The organism is Acinetobacter sp. B-6 (assembly GCF_056930735.1).
On the sequence record NZ_JBXPBY010000004.1, the window covers coordinates 25,025 to 47,893 of the forward strand.

Consider the following 22,869-nt stretch of genomic DNA (forward strand, 5'->3'; position numbering starts at 1 on the left):
GTAAAATAATCAATTTACAGATTAAGCTCATCGGATAGAACAATTAAAGTGCAACAATGATAAATGAGAAGTGTTTTCATTTGCAACAGCTTTTTTTGCGTTTTTTATCATTTTTACAAATAAAAAAATAAAAAGGGATGCTTAAAGCATCCCTTTTTCATCTTAAAAATTTAACCAACATTCACATATTATTGAAATACTACAGTCTTGTTGCCATCGACAATAATACGATCTTCAAGATGCCATTTGACTGCTCTTGCCAAAACATTACGCTCAACATCCTGACCTAATTCACGTAATTGCTCAACAGTAAAATCGTGATTTACACGTTCTACATCTTGCTCAATAATTGGTCCTTGGTCCAAATCAGCTGTGACATAATGGGCTGTTGCACCAATCAACTTCACACCCTTTTCATAGGCTTGCTTATAAGGATTAGCGCCGACAAATGCAGGTAAGAATGAATGATGAATATTAATCACCTTCATTTCCCATTTTTGTACAAACTCTTCATCAAGAATCTGCATATAGCGTGCAAGCACCAGCAAGTCATTGCCTTGCATGAGTTCATCAATTTGCGCATACGCTTCACGCTTATTTTCTTTATTGACTGGAACCACATGGAAAGGAATACCAAAGTTCTCTACTGACTCACGCAAATCTTCATGATTTGAAACCACTTGTGTGATTTCACAATGTAAACCGCCACGTGAATGACGCCAAAGTAACTCAAGTAAAGCATGGTCGACTTTAGAGACCAAGATACCTACTTTTTTAATATCGCTCACCAAGCTTAAACGCCAATGCATGCTATAGCGTTCAGCAACATTACTTGCAAAAGTTTGGATCAGACTTTCACGACGAGATTGCAAATGGTCAAGTTCAAATTCAACACGCATGAAATAACGTCCGCCCTGAGCTTCAGTTGCGTATTGATCAAGCGCGGTAATATTTGCGCCCTGATGATACAAAAAGCTCGATACAGCTTGCACGATTCCTGGCTTGTCTTCACAAGTAATCAGTAGACGTGCTGTGTTGGCAGTAGTCATGTTCATGTTGAAGGATATCACTTATAAATTAGTTTAAAACAGCCGAGTATTCTAACGCTTTTTTAGCAGCTTTCAATCTTGATTCAGCATCAATCGTGTTTTACTGCCGATAAACTTGCAAATAATTCTGAAGAACCAAAACTTTCCAACAAGCGCTCATAGGTTTCACGGCTTTCACCACGCAAATACGGACCTTCCAAAAACACCATTTGACGTAACGCCTGCCAAATCCATTTTTCATCCAAATGATTGGAATCACTCAAATGCCCAGACATATAAAGGAAGTTTGTCCAGTTGGTCAGTACAATCCAAATATTGATAATCAACGCTTCAATTTCAGATGCTGTCATCTGCATCAAGCCCGCTTGAACAAAGGCATGATAAATTTTTTGTCCCTGCTGCATCACTTTTCCAGCGAAACGAGGATATATTTTTCTAAAATCATCATTATTTTCTATTAAGTGATAAACATCACGATGTAAGAAACGATATTCCCAAAGTTGGCTACTCAAAACTTGAAAATAACGAATCTTATCATTTGCATTGACTTTACGGTCATCGGGTAATGAAAGCATATCTAATGTTTCTTTTTGATATTGCTCCATCAACTCTTTAATGATTTCTTGCTTATTTCGAAAATGATAATACAAATTTCCAGGACTAATCCCAAGCTCAGCAGCAATATGATTTGTCGTAACTGCACGCTCTCCGCGTTCATTAAAAAGTTGCAGACTAATCTGCAAAATTCGATCTTTCGTTTTCAAAGTTTTGGAGCTTGACATCCTATTACCATTTTTAACCGTTAGCACAAGCTAACATAAAGTGACTTGACTATTTAGAGTATTTACTCTAAAAAATATATTATATTAACCTATTCGTAAATGGTGTTTGTCATGAACAGTCATACAAAAACAAATTCAATGACTTCCTATTCACCTGAAGTTCAACATATGCACGATCTGCTTGAACAACAGAAAGCTGCTTATCAGCGTTATCCTGTTCCTACAGCCAAAGAGCGTATTGAACGTTTAGCTCGCTTGAAAAAAGTTTTGGTAAAATATCAAGATCAATTTGCAGATGCAATCAATCAAGACTACGGCAATCGTTCAATCAGCGAAACTAAAATCGGTGAATTACTTACCTGTTTAGAGCAAATTAAATATTATAGCAAGCATTTAACAGCATGGATGAAACCATCTAAGCGCCATGTCTCTATGTTACACCAACCAGGCAAAGCCTGGGTGCAATATCAACCTCTAGGTGTAATTGGAATTATTGCACCTTGGAATTACCCATTGTTACTGTCAGTTGGACCGCTGATTTGCGCCTTGGCTGCTGGTAATCATGCCATGTTAAAGATTTCCAGTTCATCTTCTCAATTTGGTTATGTGCTTGAAAATGCGTTATCAGAAGCATTCCCACAAGAGTTGGTTGCAGTCGTGAATGGTGGTGGACAAATTTCTGATGCTTTTTCGCATTTAGCCTTCGATAAAATCATTTTTACTGGTTCTACCAATGTGGGTAAAACAGTGATGAGTGCAGCGGCAGAGAATCTTGTACCTGTTATTCTTGAACTGGGTGGTAAATCACCAGTGATTGTACATCCGTCTAGCGACTTAAAATTGGTGGCTGAACGAATTGCATTTGGTAAGCTTTGGAATGCAGGTCAAACCTGTGTTGCACCTGACTATATGTTCCTGCCTAAAGGTAAAACTGCTGAGTTCATTGATTCATTTAAAGAAATCGCTACAGCAATGTACCCAACCTTGCGAGACAATCAGGATTACACCAGCATCATCAATGACAAACAGTACAATCGTATCCAAGGGTATTTAGAAGATGCGCGTCAACAAGGCGCTCAATTCACTGAGATTAATCCCAATCATGAGGATTTAACTGCTGTACGAAAAATAGCCCCAACATTCTTAACAGGTGTCTTACCGACTATGGACATTATGAAGAATGAAATTTTTGGTCCAGTCCTTCCAATCATGGAATATGATCAAATCGACGATGTGATTGACTTTATTAATGGCAGACCTCGTCCACTTGCTTTATACTATTTCGACTTTGACAATGCTCGTGCTGAATATGTTTCCCAACGTACTCACTCAGGACATTTCGGTCAAAATGCCGTTCTAACCCATGTTGCACAAGACGATCTACCATTTGGTGGCGTAGGTGCTTCGGGTATGGGCAAATATCATGGCCCAGAAGGTTTCTTTGGTTTATCACATGAGCGTTCAGTGATGTCTATTCCTAAGCTATTCAGCTTAAAACTCATCTTAGCGCCTTACGATAAACCCCTAAATAAAATTTTAGAGAAAACTTTCTTACGCTAACTGATCAAGGCATGATCTATCACAATAGATCAGATTGCGTTTTGACGAATTCCGCTTGTCTTTTAAGCGGAATTTTGGTATAAAACGCCCCTTGAATGAATTCAATCCGTTTTATTTTGACTGGCCATACAGATTTGCTGTTGGCTAAATCAATGGAGTTACACCATGTCTAAGGTTTGCCAAGTTACCGGCAAGCGTCCAGTCGTTGGTAACAACGTCTCACACGCCAACAACAAAACTAAACGCCGGTTCGAGCCGAACCTGCATCACCACCGTTTCTGGTTAGAAAGCGAAAAACGTTTCGTACGTCTTCGTCTAACTACTAAAGGTATGCGTATTATCGACAAATTGGGCATTGAAAAGGTTGTTGCTGACCTACGTGCTCAAGGTCAAAAGATCTAAGGAGTCTGAACCATGCGTGATAAAATTCGCCTAGTTTCTACTGCTGGTACAGGTTATTTCTATACCACTACTAAGAACAAACGTACTATGCCGGAAAAAATGGAAATCAAAAAATTTGATCCAAAAATCCGTCAACACGTTATCTTCAAAGAAGCTAAAATTAAATAATTTTAGTTTTCTTAAAAAATACGATCCATTTGGGTCGTTTTTTTTGCCTTTTTTTTCTTCAACTTGTTAAAATCTTCATCAAATTTGGCACTATTCGTGCATTTTCTATGGTTTCACACAGAGCCATACCCTTCTAGAAATGATTTTTTGAATGATTTCTCCTCAATATTAAGGAGTATTTAGTGCCTCATGACGTAGATCTGATTATTTTGCTTGCAGTTGGCTTTGGTATAGCCCTCATTTTTGGCTATATCGCTGCACGTTTACGCCTTCCTCCTTTGATTGGTTATCTTATTGCAGGGATTATTATTAGTCCTAATACACCCGGTGTGGTCGCAGACATCACACTTGCCAATCAGCTTGCTGAATTAGGCGTGATGTTTTTGATGTTTGGTGTAGGCATGCATTTTTCCCTCAATGATTTAATGCAAGTTCGAAGAATTGCTTTACCTGGTGCAATTTTACAAATCGCAGTTGCAACCTTGTTGGGAATAGCTGTTTCCATGTTTTGGGGATGGAGTTTTGGATCTGCACTGGTCTTTGGTTTAAGTTTATCTTGTGCTAGTACCGTGGTTTTATTGAAGGCTTTGGGTGATAAAGGTTTACTCGATTCGATCAATGGTAAAATTGCAGTTGGCTGGTTATTGGTCGAAGATCTGGTCATGGTACTGGTTTTGGTTCTGCTTCCTGCAACCGCAGTACTTTTGGGAGGACATCCCATCGCAGGGCATGAGTCAGATCAAAACATTTGGATGACCTTAGGCATCACGCTACTCAAAGTCACTGGCTTTATTGCCTTTATGCTCATTATTGGGAAACGACTTGTTCCAATGATCATGCAATATGTCGCTCGTTTGGGTTCTAGAGAGCTTTTTACCTTAACAGTGGTTGCAGCAGCAGTTTCAATTGCTTATGGCTCTTACGCGATCTTTGGCGTCTCTATGGCATTAGGCGCATTCTTTGCGGGGATGGTGGTAAAAGAGTCTGATTTTAGTCATCGTGCAGAAGAAGAAACCTTACCATTAAGAGAAATTTTCTCAATCCTCTTCTTCGTTTCTGTGGGAATGTTATTTGATCCGCGCATTATTATTGAACAACCTTTACATATTTTAGCCGTGATTGCCATCATCATGATTGGTAAAACACTCGCAGCAATGGCGTTAGTTTTATTCTTCCGCTACCCAATCAATACTGCATTGACTGTTGGTGCAAGTTTGGCACAAATTGGGGAATTCTCATTTATCCTTGCCACACTCGGTCTCTCACTTGGCTTACTCAGCCCTGAAGCACAAAACTTAATTTTGGCAGGTGCATTATTCTCGATTACCTTAAACTCATTCCTGTTCTCAGCCATTGAGCCTGTACAGAACTGGATTCGTGAACGTTCACATTTAGCACGCTTGCTTGAACGTAGTGGTGACCCTTTGGCAATGCTTCCTGATGAAGTCGATCAAGCTTACTTGCGTGACCAAGTGGTGATTGTCGGTCATGGTGAAGTCGGTCGTCGTATTACCAAAACACTTATGGAAGATGGTATTAAAGTCGTGATCGCAGAAGAAAATCGTGAAATCGTAGAAAACTTACGTGAAAAAGGTATTGCTGCGGTTTCAGGTCGTGCCACTGAACCCAGTGTCCTTATTCAAGCGCATATTCAACATGCAAGACTATTGGTTATTTCACCGATGGATATTGTCGATATTCATAAAATTGTCGACACAGCAAAATTACTGAATCCAGAAATTCAAGTTTTGGTTTGTGCTGAAAATAAAGAAGAGGCAGAAGTTATTCGCAAAGACAATGTTGGTGAAGTCTATTATGCAAAAGAGGAAATGGCGAAAAATATGAGCAATCATATTTTGAACCAAATTCAAATTGCACATCATCATGAACCAACACATTGAATTTGAAATGAGCTTTCAGCCAATTTAAAACATGTGACAAAGAAAACGCACTTTAAAGTGCGTTTTTTAATTATTTTAGAAAACCAAACCTTAGCTGTACTAGCTCATATATTTCGGCTGCACATCAACAACTTCCGCATGCCATTCATCCGCCTGCTTTTCAAGTAAAGCGAATAATGCAGCTTGAATCATTTGTTGAGCTATTGCTGGTGTTTGATCACCCAATAACGCTTTCACTTCTTCATTAAATTGGATCGTGACCAATGGATCCTTTTCAGATCCTGCATTACGCAATGCCAATTCACCACCTTCGAGTTGTACTAACTCCAAAATAGCTTCTTGATTCCCAAATAACTCTTTTAACTGTTCGATAGACATAAATCCTCCATGCTCAACATGGGGCAAAGCACTGAATGCACTTTGCATCTTGTAGATATTTTATATAGTCATTTAAAACAAAATTTCAAGTGAATCTGATCAAAAAGATCAGAATTCAACCATTTCATTACGAAAACCATCAATAAGTTGTGATAAATCACGATGCCATTCTCTTAAAATTCTGGTATCTGGCAACCATGCTTGTGGTGTTTGTGTCACTTTAATAATTAAATTAGATGATGTCTCATCTTCAGGTTCTGGCGCACTCGGTTCAGGTGCATATTGGCAAAGTCGATATGCTCTTTTAAGCTCAGCAATAAATCCTTCCTTTGCCAATTTTTGCATCACCAAAACTTCAGGTGATACTTGCCCTTTTGCTGCCATGTTCTCTTCAATCGACTTCAGAGTAGGAGATAAATCATTTAAGCGATAATAACGAACCAGTTCCTGTAAAAAAGCCAAAACCGCACCATGCAGATGAAATACCGCTGCTTCACGTTGAGCTTGGGCTTGCTGAACATTTTCTGTCTGCTCTGCCTGCATACATGAAAGACGAGCAAAATAAAGTTTTTGATTGGTACGGTCTGCATGAAAGCGAGCTACACGTGACATGGATGTTCCCTAAGATTTTGGCATTTACTATATAACACCTGTTGATATTTCAACCGTGCACTGCGTTATCAGTTAAAACTACATAAACAAGGCATGAAAAAATGTCCACTGTCGCAGGTATCTGTGAAGTGTCAACATACTTTACTTAGCTTAATCTTTATTTCACAAAAATCACAATAAATTTTATCCATGTCGAATGTCAATAAAATGAATAGAAAAAATCTAGCAATAAAATACATTTAAATCATTATCTTATATTTTTTTATAAATCGTATTTGCAATAAAAAGGAGCATTCCTGCTCCCTTTTGATTTAAGCTTCTGGTTTTTCTTCAGCAGCTTTGACACGAATCCCATGACCATGTAAACGCAAAGTATTCAAACCTTTGATCGCTTTTACAGCTTCTCTGCCATGTGGCATTTCAACAAAAGCAAAACCTTTTGATTTGCCCGTGGTCGCATCCAGCACCAATGTACAAGACTTCACTGTGCCAAATTGTTGGAACAACTCTAATAATTCAGCTTCTGTTACAGTGCGTTCTAAACTGCGAACTAAAATTTTCATCTTACAACCTTAAATATAAACGAGGCAAAAAACATCAAAAAGCACTCGCCTACCTACTTTTTGAATGAAAAACGATTGCTATAGTTTAATCCAGATCAATGCCAAAATCTAAATTAATCGCTTGTCGCTCGATTAAAGCACTTTTAACCGTTTGTTCTCGTTGTCTGTAATGAGTTTCTGTTGTACATAAATTTCGAGTTAAATCATTGAAGAAATAACTTTCAATTTCTCTGCCTTGTTCATCCGTCTGACGATGCGCCCAAAAGTTTAAATTTTGCTTGGTTAAAATCAATTCGTTCTGTGCACGGGTGAGTGCCACATAAAGAACTCTGCGTTCTTCCTCAACTTCATCAAAATCACCTTGTGCGCGTGCATGTGGATATTGTCCTGCGGATACATTGGCAACATAACACACTTTTTGTTCAGTGCCCTTTGCAGAATGAATCGTAATCAGTGTTACCACATCATCTTGCGACTGACGTTCGATCTCACTAATTGAAACAGGGTCAAGCACATACTCTTCTAAAAACTCACTTAATTGGCTATGTTTTGAGGCAAGCTGTTTAACCAGATCAAAATCACCCACGCGTTTATGCCAATCCTTCTTAGCATAATTCTCTTCTAACTGATTCAGAATTGCTTCAACACCAAGCCGAACACAAGCTTCAACTTCAGTTTTCAACACACTCATTTGCTTCATGATCAACAAGGTATGATCTGGAATACGCCCAAATTTCTCAAGTTTCTCCGTAATTTTTTCAATATCAGGATCAAGTAACAGCTGTTGAGCAAGCTTACTTGCACCGACATCACCGACACCATTCCACAGGGTTAAGAAACGCATCCAAGCAATATCATCAAGCGGATTGGCAATCACACGCAATAAACTCAACAAGTCTTTGACATGTGCCGTTTCAAGTAATTTCATCCCACCAATAAACCGGTATGGAACATTGGCTTGAATAAATGCAGCTTCGATATGTCTGGCAGCAAAAGCTGAACGCACCAAGACCATATGATCATTCCATGCCGAGGCTTCCAACAAATGACGTTCTTTAATGTCGATTGCAATCCACTTTGCTTCATCAAACTCGTTTGGGAAAATATGCATACGTGGTTTAAGACCATCGCCGCGGTAAGCTTCTAGTTTTTTATCATAATGAATCGGGCTTTGCTCCAATAGCCAATTGGAGAGGTCTAAAATCTCTTGAGTAGATCGATAATTTTTTTCTAATTTGAAAATCTCTGCGTCTGGTACTCGATCTTTGAAATGATGAATGTTTTCAAAATCTGCACCACGAAAACCATAAATAGATTGTGCATCATCACCGACACAAAACAATGAGGTTTTTTCTTTCAACGGTTCTAAAATCGCCCATTGCAAAGGATTGGTATCCTGCATTTCATCAACCAGCATGTATTGACATAGGCTTGCCACATATTCAACCAATCCCTCAGATTGCGCCAAAGCCGATGCAACAACAGCCAGAATATCATCGTAATCGAGAAAGCTACGAGTGCGTTTACGGCTTTCGTACTCTTTCATAATTTCAGCAATTTGATCTTTATATTCTAAAAACTCAGGCAACTGTTTTTCTAAAGCTAAGCTGAGTTTTTGACGAGTATTGCGAGCAAAAGAATATAAATCACAAAGTTGTTGTGGCTTGGGTAACGCATTCGGGTTCTTTTTATCATCCTTGCCCCGAATCAAACGAAATAACATCAATTGATCATCACGATCAATGATTGAAAACTGGTCCAGACCAAATGCTTTCGGTGCACGGCGCAGTAGATACATGCAAAAGGTGTGGAATGTCGAAGCGCGTAATCCTCTCGCCTGATCACCCAATGCCAACTCTACTCTTGCTACAATTTCACTGGCAGAACGACGAGTAAAGGTCAAAATCTGAATTTGATTCGCAGGAATACCTTGATCTATGAGATATGCAGCACGAGCGACAATGGTTTTTGTTTTGCCACAACCTGCCCCTGCAAGCACTAGACTATGCTTGTTTTTAGTCGTAGCAGCTTGTTTTTGTTGAGGGTTTAATTCATCAATCAGGTTGGCTAAACTCATTTTCACTCATCACTTTATGGATGGTCGTTAGTTTAGCAGAGCTATCATGAAATTATGTAGTTTAAGCTCATGATCAAGTCGTGAATTGACGCTTTACTCTGGATCGAAGATCGAGAAATATTGAAGATAAAAGATTCAACCTCTATAAAAAACAATCAAAATTTACTCGATCTAGAAACACTATAGATTGATTAAGCGAGCCACATTTTCACAACAACGCTGTAAATTTTTCTCACCTTGCTTCAATGCTGTTTGTAAGTCACAAGCACCATCAACTATTGCAAAAATTGCAGTGAAACCCTCAGTGTATAACTCCTCAATTCCTTGCCCCACGTACCCAGCAAAAGCAATCACTGGTTTATTCAACTTCTTAGCAACTTGCGCCACTCCAAAAGGGGTTTTACCGAACTTGGTCTGAAAATCCATACCACCTTCTCCAGTCAAAACATAATCAGCTTTCGCAACTTTTTCAGCGAGTTGAGTTTCTTCAATCACAAGCTCAACGCCTGAACGTATTTTCGCACCTGTAAATACCATCAGACCAAAACCTAAACCACCTGCTGCACCCGCCCCCTGTACATCGGCAACATCGACATTTAATTGATGTTTTACCAACTCCGCAAAATATTTTAAATTTTGATCAAGTTTTTCAACCATCTTTGGTGTTGCTCCTTTTTGTGGGGCAAACACATAAGAAGCGCCAGACGCTCCACACAAAGGATTAGTCACATCACTGGCAATGATAATCTCGGTCTGCTTTAAACGATGGTCCAATTGCGAAATATCAATGCTCTCAATTTGCTCCAGTTGCCCACCACCAACATTCACAATGTGCAAATTCTTATCTAAAAATTTTACTCCCAATGCTTGTGCCATTCCTGCACCTGCATCGTTGGTGACACTGCCCCCTAAACCGATAATGATTTTAGACACACCCAACCCTAATGCTGCTTTGATCATTTCACCTGTACCCATAGTTGTTGTCACTAAAGGATTACGTTGGGATTTTTCGATCAAGTGAATACCATTCGCCATCGCCATTTCAATAACGGCTGTTTTGCCATCATCAATTAAACCTAAATAGCTTTGAACATTTTGACCGATCAAAGGACCTGTGACTTCAAAATGTACTTTACGACCATCCCGAGCAGCGACTAAAGCATCAACGGTTCCTTCACCACCGTCAGCCATAGGTACATGAATAAACTGCGCATTAGCAATGACTTTTTCAATGCCGCGTTGCATTGCAAAACAGGCTTGTTCAGCCGTCATACTTTCTTTAAATGAGTCTGGAGCAAGAACAAAAACTTTAGTCATGAGAAAATTTATTTTGGTGATATTCAAAAAATAACATAACGATTTTTTTATAGCGAATAAACTGTAAAGTGAAAAAATTAACACTCAAGAAATAATCATTATGCAACGTATAAATCTCGGTAGAACTGCCCCTGAACTCTATAAAACGGTCATCGAACTTGAAAACTTATCGATGCAAAAAGTTCAACAAGCTGGGCTAGATATAGGTTTTTCACATTTACTGAAATTACGCGCTTCTCAAATCAACCAATGTGCTTTTTGTGTGCGCATGCATACCCAAGATGCAGTTAAAGCAGGTGAGACGACTGATCGTATCGCCCTGATCAGTGCTTGGCGTGAAAGCGAATACTTTAATCAAAAAGAACGTGCAGCGTTAATTTTAATTGAAGAAATCACATTGCTTGCCCAGCATCATTTTCCTGACCAAGCTTATGAGCAGGCAGCGCAACATTTATCCAGTGCTGAAATTACTGCAATTGAATGGATTGGGATAGTGATTAACACATGGAATCGCATTGCTATTTCTAGTCAATATCGTGTTGCGCCTGAATAAGCCAACAACATTTGTGTTAGATCTGATGTTTGATCAAGATCAAATTTCATCAACTGAAACTGCAAAATAAAAACGCCCGATGTAACACATCAGGCGTTTTTTTATTATTGATCTATTTTAGAAGCAAAGATTAAATTAGTGACTTGCAGGAGGAATCTGCTTAATTGCTGCGGCAAAAGTCAGGTAATTCACTCCTTGAAATAAAATATCTACGCCTAAGAATAATCCAAGTACCCAAAAAGGAGCATCTGGTGAAGCCAAAATAATTGCCCCAGTTGCCAAAGTTAATAAACCTGAAAATAATGTCCATCCCCATCCAGACATTGGCTTGAGCATAAAAGCATTAAAAATACGAATAAAACCACCAATCAATAAAGCAATTGCCAGAAGATTGGTAAGCACCACTGCGGTAGTCACGGGTGACTTAAATGCATAATATCCAGCAACCAGATACAGCACACCAAACAATGCCCAAAGCCAGCGGAACCCGCCATCAAAAATTTTAAATGCTGCGATAAGATGCAAAACCCCACCAATCATCATCAACGCACCAAACAGTACGACAACTGTAAGTGTTGCCATACCCAATGAAGCCAATAAGACCAATCCAAAGATGACCAACAATGCCCCAAGTAAAAGATACCATTTGCGGTTTTCATGGAGTTGGTGACGAACTAAATCATTTCCGACTGTACGCATATTCTTCTCTTGTTTGTTATTCATTGATTTGATTGTTGATCTAATTCAGCATCTTGTCTGTATAAAATCTGCATCTAAAGCATATAAAATATTGCCTTTATACGAAATCAACAAAATAACAGCATTCCCTAGATACTATTTTACCCACCCCATCTCTTGTGCAGTTAAGCGACTGATCATGGTATCTTCCAAATGTTCAGGGGTTTTACTTTTGCTTTGGGAAAGTGGAATATAACCGCCCATAATTTCTGCGCGCTGTTGCGGGTAAAGAGGTTGTTGCTCAGGATTTGCATAACCTGTTGGATAAAGAGGCTGCCCTGTCGATAAATCATATTTATCTTGCGCACCAAAGGTATGTAATAACTCATGTACTAAGACAACTTGATTACTTGCACTTTGCTTTGGTGAGGCAAATAAGTTGACTGAGCCAATACGCCCACGTTCTAAGGCAGTTGAGTGCTTTAAAACTTTCTGTAACTTTGGATCATAATAATTCAAATACAAGGTCACAGATGGCGTTCCATCTGCTCCTTGATGTTGGTTCCATGCATAGAACCTGAACTTTAGACTCCATATTATCGTATTCAATATACTTGAAGATTTAGGAAACTTTGGCGGCAGAGTATTTAATTCACGCCCAAGCTGAAAATGAAAAGATAGCGCTTGACCACGGAAAAGTTGAGATTGCTGCGCCAAATAATGCGTCATCTCTTGTAAATCATCGACAGAAATTTGCTGTATATAATGAGACGTGGAGACTTGTCCATCTGCATTGATCGGATGGAGTAAAACCACAATCGGTTTTGTCCAATCTTGATTCATATCTCGCCAAGCATTCATTCCTACAATAAGCAGAATGATCAATAAAATTGCAATTCGAAGTTTTTTCCACATTGAATTTAGCTCTGTTTTTTACGCTTTTTAAGAAACATTTGACTCCCCTCTATTTTAGTTTCAAAGACTTCCACAGCTTTTATCAGTCCTGATAACTTCGTATAACCATAATCACGAGTATCAAAATCTGGCTTTACTGTACTTAAATAGGTACCAATAGAACCTAGATATGCCCAACCGTTGTCATCTGAGTTGTCTTTTACCGCCTTATAAATCAAATTTAAAGTGGCTTTATCAATGGGTGTTTTCGTTTCTTCTTTATCGATTGGAGAAGGTTTTTTGGTATCTTCATTATTTTTAGTTTCAGTACTTTGTTTTTCTTCTTCTTTCTCTTCAGCAATCAAGTTTTCAATCGAAATAAATTTATCACAGGCTTTTTTAAATGGCTCAGGTGTTTTCTTACGCCCAAAACCATAAACAACTAAACCACTTTCCCTTATTCTTGAAGCCAAAGGGGTAAAATCACTATCACTAGACACAATACAAAAGCCATCCAATGCACCACCATATAATAAATCCATCGCATCGATGATCAAAATCATATCTGTAGCATCTTTACCGCTGGTATATGCAAATTGCTGTACAGGGGTAATCGCATGCGGCAATAAGACTTCTCTCCATTTTTTTAGAGAATCACTGCTCCAATCTCCATAAACACGCTTTACACTGGCAATCCCATATTTTGCCACTTCCTCCAATACCGACGAAATTGAGTTCACAGATGAATTATCAGCATCAATTAAAACCGCAAATTTTTTAGTATTTTCCACAATATCCCCAATTTTTAGTTTTTTATTCATTCATTTATCATACCGCTTCCCATAATAATTGATATAAAAAATGCCCACTTTTGTGAGCATTTTTATGAGTAATTAAAACTTAGGCTTCAACCCATTTTCCATCTTGGTAAACCAAGGACCACTTGGTTTGTTTACCTTCAGGTGTTTCCGAACCAATATACTGTGCTTGATTCTTACGACTGAATTTCACCAATGTCGGATTTCCATCTGGGTCTTGATCGGGTGCTTGCAAAATAAATTGATATTTTGGATCGAGTTGATCTGCAACAGAACGCAATTCAGCAACCTTGGGTGCACGTGTTTCACGTACTTTCGGGAACTTACTTGCAGCCAAGAATAGACCCGCAGCACCATCACGAAGAACAAAGAAGTCATCATGTTTGGTTGAACGTAAATGTTCCATTTTGATTGGATCTACACGTGGTGGCGCAGGTTGACCATTCTTCAATACTTTACGGGTATTATCACAGCTCATACAGGCAAAATAAGGACCAAACCGACCATTTTTTAACTGCATTTCACCATCACACTTGTCACAAGGAATGGTTGGACCATCATAGCCCTTGATTTTGAACTCACCTTCTTCAAGTTCATAACCATCACAGTCTGGATTGTTTCCACAGATATGCAGTTTTCGACCACCATCAATGACATAGCTGTCCATTGCAGTACCACAAATTGGACAGCGTTTTTTCGACATCAAATCGGCAGTTTCAGCACCATCATCATCGGAAAGTGCTGCCAGTGATTCGACAGGCGTTAGATTCAACGTGCCCTTACAACGTTCTTTTGGAGGTAAGTTGTAACCTGAACACCCCAGAAAGACACCTGTCGTCCCTGTACGAATCTGCATTGGGCGTTCGCATTCTTTACAGTGTACCGCCTCAACTTCTACAGGTAAGTTACGGCGCATGCCATTCTCACCTTGAGCTGTGGTTAAACGCTTTTTAAAATCGCCATAGAAACTATCAAGAAGCTCTTTCCAATTACGTTCGCCATCTGCAACTTTATCCAACTGACCTTCTAAATCCGCTGTAAAAGCGTAATTCATTAGATTGTTAAAGTTCTCATCCAAACGGTCTGTGACAATTTCACCCATCTTCTCAGCGAAAAGACGGCGGTTGTCTAACTTGACATAGCCTCGATCTTGAATCGTCGAAATAATCGCAGCATATGTCGATGGTCGACCGATACCCCGTTTTTCCAATTCTTTGACCAATGATGCTTCAGTAAAACGTGCAGGTGGTTTAGTGAAATGTTGAGAAGGATCAAGTTTCTCAAGTTTTAAAATTTCACCCACTTTTACGGCTGGTAATAGAACATCATCATCAGATTTGTTTTGACCACGAACTTTGGTAAAACCATCAAAAACTAGAGTACGACCTTTGGCTTTGAGCTCTACGCCATTGGCATCCACTAAAATTGTTGAAGATAAATACTCTGCAGGTGTCATTTGACATGCCACAAATTGACGCCAAATTAAATCATATAAACGTTGTGCATCACGCTCAACGCCAGCCAAGCTGTCGCCTTTTAATCCAACGTTTGAAGGACGAATTGCTTCATGGGCTTCTTGTGCATTTGCCTTGTTGCCATAGCGATTGGCTTTTGCAGGTAAATATTTCGCACCAAACTCTGTTTCAATGTGCTGCCGCACCATACTGACTGCATCATCACTTAAAAATGTTGAGTCAGTACGCATATAGGTAATAAAACCAGCTTCATATAAACGTTGTGCAAGCATCATGGTTTTCTTTACTGAGAAACCTAAGCGTGTACTTGCCGCTTGTTGTAGCGTTGAAGTGATATATGGCGCACTTGGATTAACCTTAGTCGGTTTATCTTCACGAGTGGCAACTTTATATTCAGCATCTTTTAAAATTTTCAACAAAGCATCAGTTTGCGCTTTATTCTGTAATTTTAATGTCTTACCAGCTTGCTTCACTGCTTCTAGGCGAATCTCATCTTTTTGAGATTTAGTGTCTGCAAAAACTTGCCAATATTCTTCAGGAATAAAGGCACGAATTTCACGTTCACGTTCCACCACCAATTTCACAGCTACAGATTGCACGCGACCCGCAGATAAACCACGTGCAATTTTTTCCCATAACAATGGTGAAACCATAAAGCCAACAACTCGGTCTAGAAAACGACGAGCTTGCTGCGCATTGACTCGGTTTAAATCTAGACGTGTCGGCTGTTTAAATGCTTCTTGGATGGCATTTTTGGTAATTTCATTGAAAACCACACGATGGTAACGGCTATCATCCCCACCAATGACTTCTCTCAAATGCCAAGCAATTGCTTCCCCTTCTCTATCCAAATCCGTTGCGAGATAGATTTCATCTGCATCTTTGGCAAGCTTTTTGAGTTCGGCAACAACATTCTCTTTGCCGGGAAGGACTTCATACTTAGCTTTCCAACCATGTTCTGGATCAACACCCATACGATTGACGAGTGCGGATTGTGCCTTTTCAGCCTTCTGATCTTCCGTCAACTTGGTGCGTGTTGCTGGCTTTTTTTCTGCTGTTTTACTTGAGCCGCCTGTAGGTAAATCACGGACATGACCTACGGATGACTTTACAATGTAATTTGAGCCTAAATATTTATTAATCGTTTTCGCTTTTGCAGGCGACTCCACAATCACTAATGCACGCTTTTTTCCAGCATCAGGAGATTTTGCTGTAGTGCTTTTGGATGTGGACCGAGGAGCGTTCGCCATAATAAACCACTGTTCCTATTATTAAGTTAAATTTCAGCCAATTTGAGTAAATATGCTTTCATATCATCAAGTTGTGTTGCTCTTAGGTCAGATTCTTCATCCCAATATAGCCCTACACAATTTGCCTGCATATCAATAGCATAAATCCCCTTTAATGCAATGGGAAAATCTTTAAATTTCGCATCACCTTGAATCACGTGAAGCTTTTCATCTTCGACACATGCACGCATCAGCGCTAAACGTGCATCAGGAATAAGTACACTATAATAAGCCACCATACTTGCACGAGATTCTGTTGCCATTGGGATTTTAGTCCATTCTGGCGCAGCCACCAAACGCGGATGTAAACCCATCTTTCGGGCTTTTTCACGCATTAAACCTAATGCCTTTTCTCTTGGGCTTACGCGTAAGCCAAAAATTGAGCCCAATACAAAAACAACGATTACGAGCGCAACCCAAAGACCAGTGTGTTCCATAGTTCACCTTTAAATTCCTATATTAGAGTTGCATAAGCTGAATATAAAACGCAAGTTTAAAATTAAAATTACAACGAATCTGTAATTTTAAAGTCAGTTTAATGTCTTATTTTTCATCTCTATTTTTTTCGTAAAACGTCATCCAATCACCCAATGAGCGAATCGAACTTTCCAAAGATTTTCCCAATGCAGTAATTTGATATTCTACACGTGGAGGTACTTCTGGATAAATCTGTTTGGAGATCAGTTGGCATTCTTCTAAAAGCTTTAACTGTTTTGAAAGTTCCTTTTGAGGAATCGGTGCTAAAGCCTTTTGTAATTGATTAAATCGCACAGGATGTTGAGCTTGTATAAGATGATAAACAATCGGCAAGACCCATTTGCCTGAAAATATCGCAACGAATCGCATAATTGAACAGTTTTGCTCATATTGCACAGTTGTCATTTTTCACCTTACATAAAGCTACAATTTATAAAAGCTGATTTCAGCCTATTTCAAACCCAACAGCGACTTAGTTACCATTTGGTAAGTTCTTACATCTGCGCATAAATTTTCACAATATACGTGTTTCTTAATGACATTATAGTGAAAAAATGAGATTAAAAGACAAGACTGTTTTAATCACAGGTGCAACCAGTGGAATTGGCTTTGCTGCCGCACAACGAGCCATTGAAGAAGGTGCACGAGTAGTCTTTACTGGACGGAATATCAATCAAATTGCACAAGTTCAACAGCAATTAGGATCGCAAAGTTTCGGTTTTACATGTGACCATGCTGACTTAAATTCACAGCATGATTTTCTCAAAAAATTACAGCAATTATCCTTTATCTTTGATGTGATTTATATCAATGCAGGCAATGTGAACCATCAACGTTTTGGGCAATGGAGCGTTGAACAATTTGATGAGGTGTTAAATACCAATCTAAAAGGTCCTTTCTTTTTGATTCAAAGCCTTCTTCCCATGATTAATCCAAACAGTTCAGTAATTTTATGTGGTTCAACCAGCATTCATATCGCATTAGAAAAAAGCAGTGTGTATGCTGCTTCAAAGATCGCCTTACGCTCCTTGGTCAAAACACTTTCAAGGGAACTGTTAAATCATAAAATACGCTTTAATCTGCTTTCTCCTGGACCGACATTTACACCTGCACTGAATAAAGTCGCAGACAGCCCTGCTGAAGTTGAACAGCTCAAAACCAGTATTGAAAATTTAGTCCCACTACAAAGACTTGCCACAGCAACAGAAATTGCCAACGCCTTTATTTATCTTGCTTCTGATGAGTCTCGTTTTGTTGTTGGAACAGAACTATTGATAGATGGTGGTGTTGCCAACTTGTAAAGCATTTAAATCAAAAAATCTGAAAGTAGATCAGAGATATCTTGGAGTGTTTCTCTCATCTACTTGAACAGCATTAATTCAAATACATTTCATGACTGTAGACCACTTCATGCCCATTCCAATAAATATAGCCTTTTTCAATCAACTCTTTAAGCAATAAACGAACATCAGATTTAGGGAACATTTTTTCCAATAGATCGCGCAATGCATAAATATCTTTGGGTTTCGATGTTTTTAAATCATTCAGTTTATGAATCACTTCAATTTGAACAGGATCAATCTGCTCAAAGTTTTTAAACAGCACCTGTTGTACAGCTTCAAGTGATTCCTGATCATCTATTTCTTGGATAACCTGTTGCGGATGCGCATGTAAGCTTTCTAAAATTTGATCAATTTTATGTAATTTAATATGCGATTGTTTGTCCAGCTGTTGATCAGCTTGGTCATGAGAAGTTGAATTTTCTATATCGAGACTGATCCACTGTTTTAAGACCTTTTTCCGATAAGAAATTTGTTCATCAAGGCATTTCACAATTCTTAAATTAATCAGCATTCCTACAAGATGCTGTGCTTTTTCTGGTACAATCTGCAATGTATTGGCAACAGAGTTGCGTAATTTTTCAATTGTATTCGGCTTTCCTGTCATCTTTGCTAAAGCATCACAATACTTTTTAACCATTTGTAAATACGGTTTATTTTGAATTGTTTCAAGACTTGGAAGCTGTCGTTTTTGACTTGGCAATTGACCAGTCGGATCAATTTGAACAAGACGGCAATCGAGATGTACATTACGGATAATATCCAACAACACCGTACAAGTGGATGTGGCAGAAATAATTTCGATCTGTGTATCTGGTGTTAAGAGTGCCAATAATTGCCCTGCAATCACGGCATACTCATATTCTTTTTGAGCCGCTTGAGGAACGTCTAAAATCACCACTTGACCACTGTTGATCCAACTGGAAAGCGCTGTGAGATCAGTCAGTGAATAATGAAAATGCCCAGTACAATTAAAAAGATATAATGTAGCGTAATGCTCAACCATTTTACCCAGCATTGGTGCTGTAGGCATATTATTTTCAAGGTCAAAAAGAACAACTGTATCCGGCATGGTCAAAAGTTTGCAATTAAACAGTGGCGTGCATTACAGCGGGCTTTCAGTAAAAGGTCAAATAAAATTGGAAATTTAACTATAAATTTCCAATTTTTACGCTCAGGTTAAATTGCACATGTCTAAAGACTATTGAATACTGGCAATCACATGATCAGCCTGACAAGTTGTCCCCACGTTTGCCGATATTTGTATTTGACCACTTTGGTGTGCGAGCACTTGAACTTCCATTTTCATGGCTTCCATAATCGCTACTACTTGCCCTTCAGTGACGTGCTCGCCTGTTTGAACTTTCCATGCCACGATTGCGCCATTAATGGGTGCAAGCAAATGCTCAGGTAGAGTCTCAAAGGATGTTTTTTGTTCTACATGTTGACTCGTTGGCATAATATTTTGGGCAAACAGCCCCGCAGGCAGTCCCAAACGGTGTAATTTCCCATCAATTTCGATATAGCTCAAAGTCATCGCTTGCTGATGTTGAGGAATACTTCGCTGCGTCGGTTTTAATACCTGCTTAAAGTCATTTTCAATCCACCGAGTATGGACTTTAAATTCTTCAGTAAAATCAGGCTCATTCAATACAGCACGATGAAAATCAAGAACAGAAGCAACACCTTCGATTTTAAATTGCTTTAATGCACGTTTTGCACGTGCAATTGCGATCTCACGGGTTGAGCCTGTCACAATGAGCTTCGCCATCAAAGAATCAAAGTGGCTTGAAACCAACGAGCCTGTACGCACCCCTGTATCAACACGTACACCATGACCAAAAGGTGCTTCAAATAGACTCAATGTGCCAAATGCAGGAATAAAGCCACGACTTGGGTCTTCCGCATTAATCCGGAACTCAATAGCATGCCCAAGTGCCTTTGGTGTATCTTGAATAGACAGTTCTTCACCTAATGCAACTCGGATTTGTTCAACCACCAAGTCTACCTGTGCTGTTTCTTCAGTCACAGGATGTTCGACTTGCAAACGCGTATTTACTTCAAGAAAAGACAATCTACCATTTTGGCTCAACAAATATTCAACTGTTCCTGCTCCGACATATTGTGCTGCCTGACAAATATTTTTTGCAGAACTAAGGATATCTTGATAAATCTCATCACTGATAAATGGCGCAGGAGATTCTTCGACCAGTTTTTGATTACGGCGTTGTAGAGAACAATCTCGTGTCCCCAACACCACCACATGTCCATGCTGATCAGCGATCACCTGTGCTTCTACATGACGAGGATTATCTAAATATTGCTCAACAAAGCACTCACCACGACCAAATGCAGCCTTGGCTTCTCGAACCGCAGACTCATAGAGTTCTTTCACTTCTTCAAGTTTCCAAACCACTTTTAGACCACGACCACCGCCACCGAAAGCAGCTTTAATTGCAATAGGCAAACCATGCTGTTTGGCAAAGGTTAATGCTTCTTCTGCATTGTTCAAAGGATCTTGTGTACCTTGAACCAGAGGTGCGCCGACTGAAGCTGCGATTTTACGTGCTTCAATTTTATCTCCTAATTTTTGAATCGCAGTTGGAGATGGACCTATCCACTTTAAACCAGCATCAATCACTGCTTGAGCGAACTCTGCACGTTCTGATAAAAAACCATAACCAGGATGCACCATCGTGGCTTTAGATTTCTTAGCAACATCAATGATGGCATCGATATTTAAATAGGTTTCTTTAGCGGTTGCCCCCGCTAAACCCCATGCCTCATCTGCAAGCTCGACATGTAAGCTGCCGATGTCATCATCTGCATACATGGCAATAGATGTGATACCCATATCACGACACGCTTGAATAATACGTACAGCAATTTCGCCACGGTTGGCGATTAATAGTTTTTCATTGGCATAATTTTGCTTGTTCATTTCAATTCTCTATCTCTACAAATTCGGCAATTTTTCTAAACTTGACATGGCAATCTGCAGGTATTTGCGCCACCAGATTCCAATGGTGTTTAGCAACCGAGGCAATCACGGGATAACCACCAGTAAGTGGGTGATCGTTCATAAACAAGACCGGCTGACCATTTGGTGGAATTTGTAAAGCGCCAATACAGGTACCTTCACTTTCCAACTCATGGGTCACTTTACGGTTGAGTGGTTGTTTACCCAACAAGCGCAAACCAACACGGTTACTTTCATTGGTGACTAACCAGGATTGATTGCACAGTTTCTCAATACTGTCTTGATCGAACCAATCCGTGCGGGGTCCCATCACAATATCCAGTTCAACCGTGTCGCCAAGTTGAGGGAGATTGGCTTTTGCCACGTCATTGATCGTGATATTGGATGGGACAACTTGACCTTGGTAAAGCACATCCCCCACTTTTAAGGGATGTGGACCAAGAATTGCTAAACTGTCAAAAGAACAGCTATTTAAAACAGGCTGAATGTCGAAACCACCACGAACTGCAAGATAATTTCGTAGTCCAGCACGAGGAGTTTGTATGTGAAACTCATCACCACAATCTAATGCGATGGGTTGATAACACTCAAAATCAGCGTTTTGACCATCTGCAAATTTCACATGAATATTTGAAATTGCACCCGCCACAGCAATAACCGCTGAATGTTGCATTTTTGCTTTTAAACCGCCATTTAAAATCTCAATTACGGGTGTGTCAGTTGGATTACCCACAATTCGATTGGCACTGTGCATAGAATCAATATCCATCGCACCTGCTGTCCCAACACCAATACTGGTCTGTTGAAAGCGGCCTTCATCTTGAATCGAAGTTTGCAATCCAGATGCAGTCAGTTTAAATAATGGTAATTTTGAACCATTGTCTTGCACCGAGGTGATCTGTTTTGGTACATCTACAGAAATAGGATGACGTGTCACATCTTCAAAATTTACAGTCATTCCGGGTCTTAACAGTGCAGGATTCGAGCGTTCCAAATCCCACATTTTTTCAGTTGTTGTACCAATCAATTGCCAACCGCCAGGGCTATCCTTCGGATAAATGCCTGAATATTGACCTGCTAACCCTAGAGAGCCTGATGGAATTTTTTTACGGGGCGTTTTTAAACGCGGAATATCCGTAAACGGCTGGTCAGGACTATTCATATAGGCAAAACCAGGCGCAAAACCAATAAATGCGACATCCCAAGTACTTTGATGATGTTTACGAATCAAATCTGCGACAGATAAGCCCTGTAACTCTGCCACTTGTGCTAAATCTTCACCATCATAACGAATGGGAATAATCACTTGCTGGCAATGTCGCTGAATATCTAAATCTATATTTAAGCTACCGATTAAAGTCGATAAGGTTTTGAAGTCAGTGTTGATCTCATCAAAAAACACCAAAATCGTCTTTGCAGCAGGAATTAAATCTTTGATTCCTTTCAAGTGTAAATTTTGCAATTTGCTGTATAAAGCCAAAGTTTCTTGCAAACTGGCAAGTTCAATCAAGAAACTATCGGAATTTACTGATAAAAATCGCATTTACTGATCCTTT

22 protein-coding genes are annotated in these 22,869 nt (G+C 39.4%); 6 read left to right on the plus strand and 16 right to left on the minus strand.

Annotated elements, in window-relative coordinates; all coding sequences use genetic code 11:
• Positions 1 to 188: 188 nt before the first annotated feature.
• Both purU and AC1Z3T_RS06170 read right to left on the minus strand, forming a co-directional pair.
• Positions 189 to 1,055, minus strand: coding sequence for a formyltetrahydrofolate deformylase (gene purU, locus AC1Z3T_RS06165; protein WP_004826668.1), 867 nt, complete (start codon positions 1,053 to 1,055; stop codon positions 189 to 191).
• An 83-nt stretch (positions 1,056 to 1,138) separates the two neighbouring features.
• Positions 1,139 to 1,831 (minus strand): TetR/AcrR family transcriptional regulator, encoded by a 693-nt coding sequence (locus AC1Z3T_RS06170; protein WP_004826666.1) that lies wholly within the window; start codon positions 1,829 to 1,831, stop codon positions 1,139 to 1,141.
• Between the two features lie 111 nt (positions 1,832 to 1,942).
• Here AC1Z3T_RS06170 and AC1Z3T_RS06175 point away from each other — a divergent pair, with 111 nt between their 5' ends.
• The 4 genes from AC1Z3T_RS06175 to AC1Z3T_RS06190 all read left to right on the plus strand — a co-directional run bounded on the left by AC1Z3T_RS06175 (position 1,943) and on the right by AC1Z3T_RS06190 (position 5,862).
• Positions 1,943 to 3,391 carry a coniferyl aldehyde dehydrogenase gene (locus tag AC1Z3T_RS06175; RefSeq protein WP_100886011.1) on the plus strand — a complete coding sequence of 483 codons (1,449 nt, stop codon included), beginning with the start codon at positions 1,943 to 1,945 and terminating at the stop codon, positions 3,389 to 3,391.
• Positions 3,392 to 3,556: 165 nt separating this feature from the next.
• Positions 3,557 to 3,793, plus strand: a complete 237-nt coding sequence (rpmB, locus tag AC1Z3T_RS06180) for a 50S ribosomal protein L28 (RefSeq protein ID WP_000048256.1) — start codon at positions 3,557 to 3,559, stop codon at positions 3,791 to 3,793.
• A gap of 12 nt (positions 3,794 to 3,805) precedes the next feature.
• Positions 3,806 to 3,961: a 50S ribosomal protein L33 gene (rpmG, locus tag AC1Z3T_RS06185; protein WP_003654787.1), complete on the plus strand. Its 156-nt coding sequence runs from the start codon at positions 3,806 to 3,808 to the stop codon at positions 3,959 to 3,961.
• Positions 3,962 to 4,143: 182 nt separating this feature from the next.
• Positions 4,144 to 5,862: a cation:proton antiporter gene (locus AC1Z3T_RS06190; protein WP_005035651.1), complete on the plus strand. Its 1,719-nt coding sequence runs from the start codon at positions 4,144 to 4,146 to the stop codon at positions 5,860 to 5,862.
• Between the two features lie 99 nt (positions 5,863 to 5,961).
• Here AC1Z3T_RS06190 and AC1Z3T_RS06195 read toward each other — a convergent pair whose 3' ends face one another.
• From AC1Z3T_RS06195 to AC1Z3T_RS06215, 5 genes are all read right to left on the minus strand, one after another.
• Positions 5,962 to 6,240, minus strand: a complete 279-nt coding sequence (locus AC1Z3T_RS06195; protein ID WP_004826658.1) for a hypothetical protein — start codon at positions 6,238 to 6,240, stop codon at positions 5,962 to 5,964.
• Between the two features lie 108 nt (positions 6,241 to 6,348).
• On the minus strand, positions 6,349 to 6,852 hold the full coding sequence (locus AC1Z3T_RS06200; protein ID WP_004826657.1) for a DUF6586 family protein: 504 nt from the start codon (positions 6,850 to 6,852) through the stop codon (positions 6,349 to 6,351).
• A 311-nt stretch (positions 6,853 to 7,163) separates the two neighbouring features.
• Complete coding sequence (locus AC1Z3T_RS06205; protein ID WP_004826655.1) at positions 7,164 to 7,415, minus strand: RNA recognition motif domain-containing protein; 252 nt, start codon at positions 7,413 to 7,415, stop codon at positions 7,164 to 7,166.
• 85 nt (positions 7,416 to 7,500) lie between these two features.
• The gene (locus AC1Z3T_RS06210; RefSeq protein WP_100886012.1) at positions 7,501 to 9,492 is read right to left on the minus strand and encodes an ATP-dependent helicase; all 1,992 of its coding nucleotides are present in this window, start codon (positions 9,490 to 9,492) and stop codon (positions 7,501 to 7,503) included.
• 180 nt (positions 9,493 to 9,672) lie between these two features.
• Positions 9,673 to 10,809: a glycerate kinase family protein gene (locus AC1Z3T_RS06215; protein WP_100886013.1), complete on the minus strand. Its 1,137-nt coding sequence runs from the start codon at positions 10,807 to 10,809 to the stop codon at positions 9,673 to 9,675.
• Between the two features lie 100 nt (positions 10,810 to 10,909).
• On the opposite strand from AC1Z3T_RS06215, the gene AC1Z3T_RS06220 reads away from it, so the two are divergent.
• A complete protein-coding gene (locus tag AC1Z3T_RS06220; protein ID WP_100886014.1) occupies positions 10,910 to 11,362 on the plus strand; it encodes a carboxymuconolactone decarboxylase family protein in 453 nt (150 codons plus the stop codon).
• A 135-nt stretch (positions 11,363 to 11,497) separates the two neighbouring features.
• Here the strand turns inward: AC1Z3T_RS06220 and AC1Z3T_RS06225 are convergent, their stop codons facing one another.
• The 6 genes from AC1Z3T_RS06225 to AC1Z3T_RS06250 all read right to left on the minus strand — a co-directional run bounded on the left by AC1Z3T_RS06225 (position 11,498) and on the right by AC1Z3T_RS06250 (position 17,398).
• Entirely contained in the window at positions 11,498 to 12,061 is a 564-nt protein-coding gene (locus tag AC1Z3T_RS06225) for an HdeD family acid-resistance protein (protein WP_100886015.1), read from the minus strand.
• Between the two features lie 135 nt (positions 12,062 to 12,196).
• Positions 12,197 to 12,955 carry a hypothetical protein gene (locus AC1Z3T_RS06230; protein WP_100886016.1) on the minus strand — a complete coding sequence of 253 codons (759 nt, stop codon included), beginning with the start codon at positions 12,953 to 12,955 and terminating at the stop codon, positions 12,197 to 12,199.
• Between the two features lie 5 nt (positions 12,956 to 12,960).
• Complete coding sequence (locus AC1Z3T_RS06235; protein ID WP_004826644.1) at positions 12,961 to 13,755, minus strand: NYN domain-containing protein; 795 nt, start codon at positions 13,753 to 13,755, stop codon at positions 12,961 to 12,963.
• 79 nt (positions 13,756 to 13,834) lie between these two features.
• A complete protein-coding gene (topA, locus tag AC1Z3T_RS06240; RefSeq protein WP_058968143.1) occupies positions 13,835 to 16,477 on the minus strand; it encodes a type I DNA topoisomerase in 2,643 nt (880 codons plus the stop codon).
• 26 nt (positions 16,478 to 16,503) lie between these two features.
• Positions 16,504 to 16,953 carry an ammonium transporter gene (locus AC1Z3T_RS06245; protein WP_004826640.1) on the minus strand — a complete coding sequence of 150 codons (450 nt, stop codon included), beginning with the start codon at positions 16,951 to 16,953 and terminating at the stop codon, positions 16,504 to 16,506.
• A gap of 106 nt (positions 16,954 to 17,059) precedes the next feature.
• Positions 17,060 to 17,398: a winged helix-turn-helix transcriptional regulator gene (locus tag AC1Z3T_RS06250; RefSeq protein ID WP_004826637.1), complete on the minus strand. Its 339-nt coding sequence runs from the start codon at positions 17,396 to 17,398 to the stop codon at positions 17,060 to 17,062.
• Between the two features lie 149 nt (positions 17,399 to 17,547).
• Between AC1Z3T_RS06250 and AC1Z3T_RS06255 the strand changes: the two genes are divergently transcribed.
• A complete protein-coding gene (locus AC1Z3T_RS06255; RefSeq protein WP_004826634.1) occupies positions 17,548 to 18,294 on the plus strand; it encodes an SDR family oxidoreductase in 747 nt (248 codons plus the stop codon).
• A 73-nt stretch (positions 18,295 to 18,367) separates the two neighbouring features.
• Here the strand turns inward: AC1Z3T_RS06255 and AC1Z3T_RS06260 are convergent, their stop codons facing one another.
• The 3 genes from AC1Z3T_RS06260 to AC1Z3T_RS06270 form a co-directional block, all read right to left on the minus strand.
• Complete coding sequence (locus AC1Z3T_RS06260) at positions 18,368 to 19,405, minus strand: hypothetical protein (protein WP_100886017.1); 1,038 nt, start codon at positions 19,403 to 19,405, stop codon at positions 18,368 to 18,370.
• Between the two features lie 129 nt (positions 19,406 to 19,534).
• The gene (locus AC1Z3T_RS06265) at positions 19,535 to 21,274 is read right to left on the minus strand and encodes an acetyl/propionyl/methylcrotonyl-CoA carboxylase subunit alpha (protein WP_100886018.1); all 1,740 of its coding nucleotides are present in this window, start codon (positions 21,272 to 21,274) and stop codon (positions 19,535 to 19,537) included.
• Position 21,275: 1 nt separating this feature from the next.
• Positions 21,276 to 22,856: a 5-oxoprolinase subunit B/C family protein gene (locus AC1Z3T_RS06270; protein WP_100886019.1), complete on the minus strand. Its 1,581-nt coding sequence runs from the start codon at positions 22,854 to 22,856 to the stop codon at positions 21,276 to 21,278.
• Positions 22,857 to 22,869: the final 13 nt, after the last annotated feature.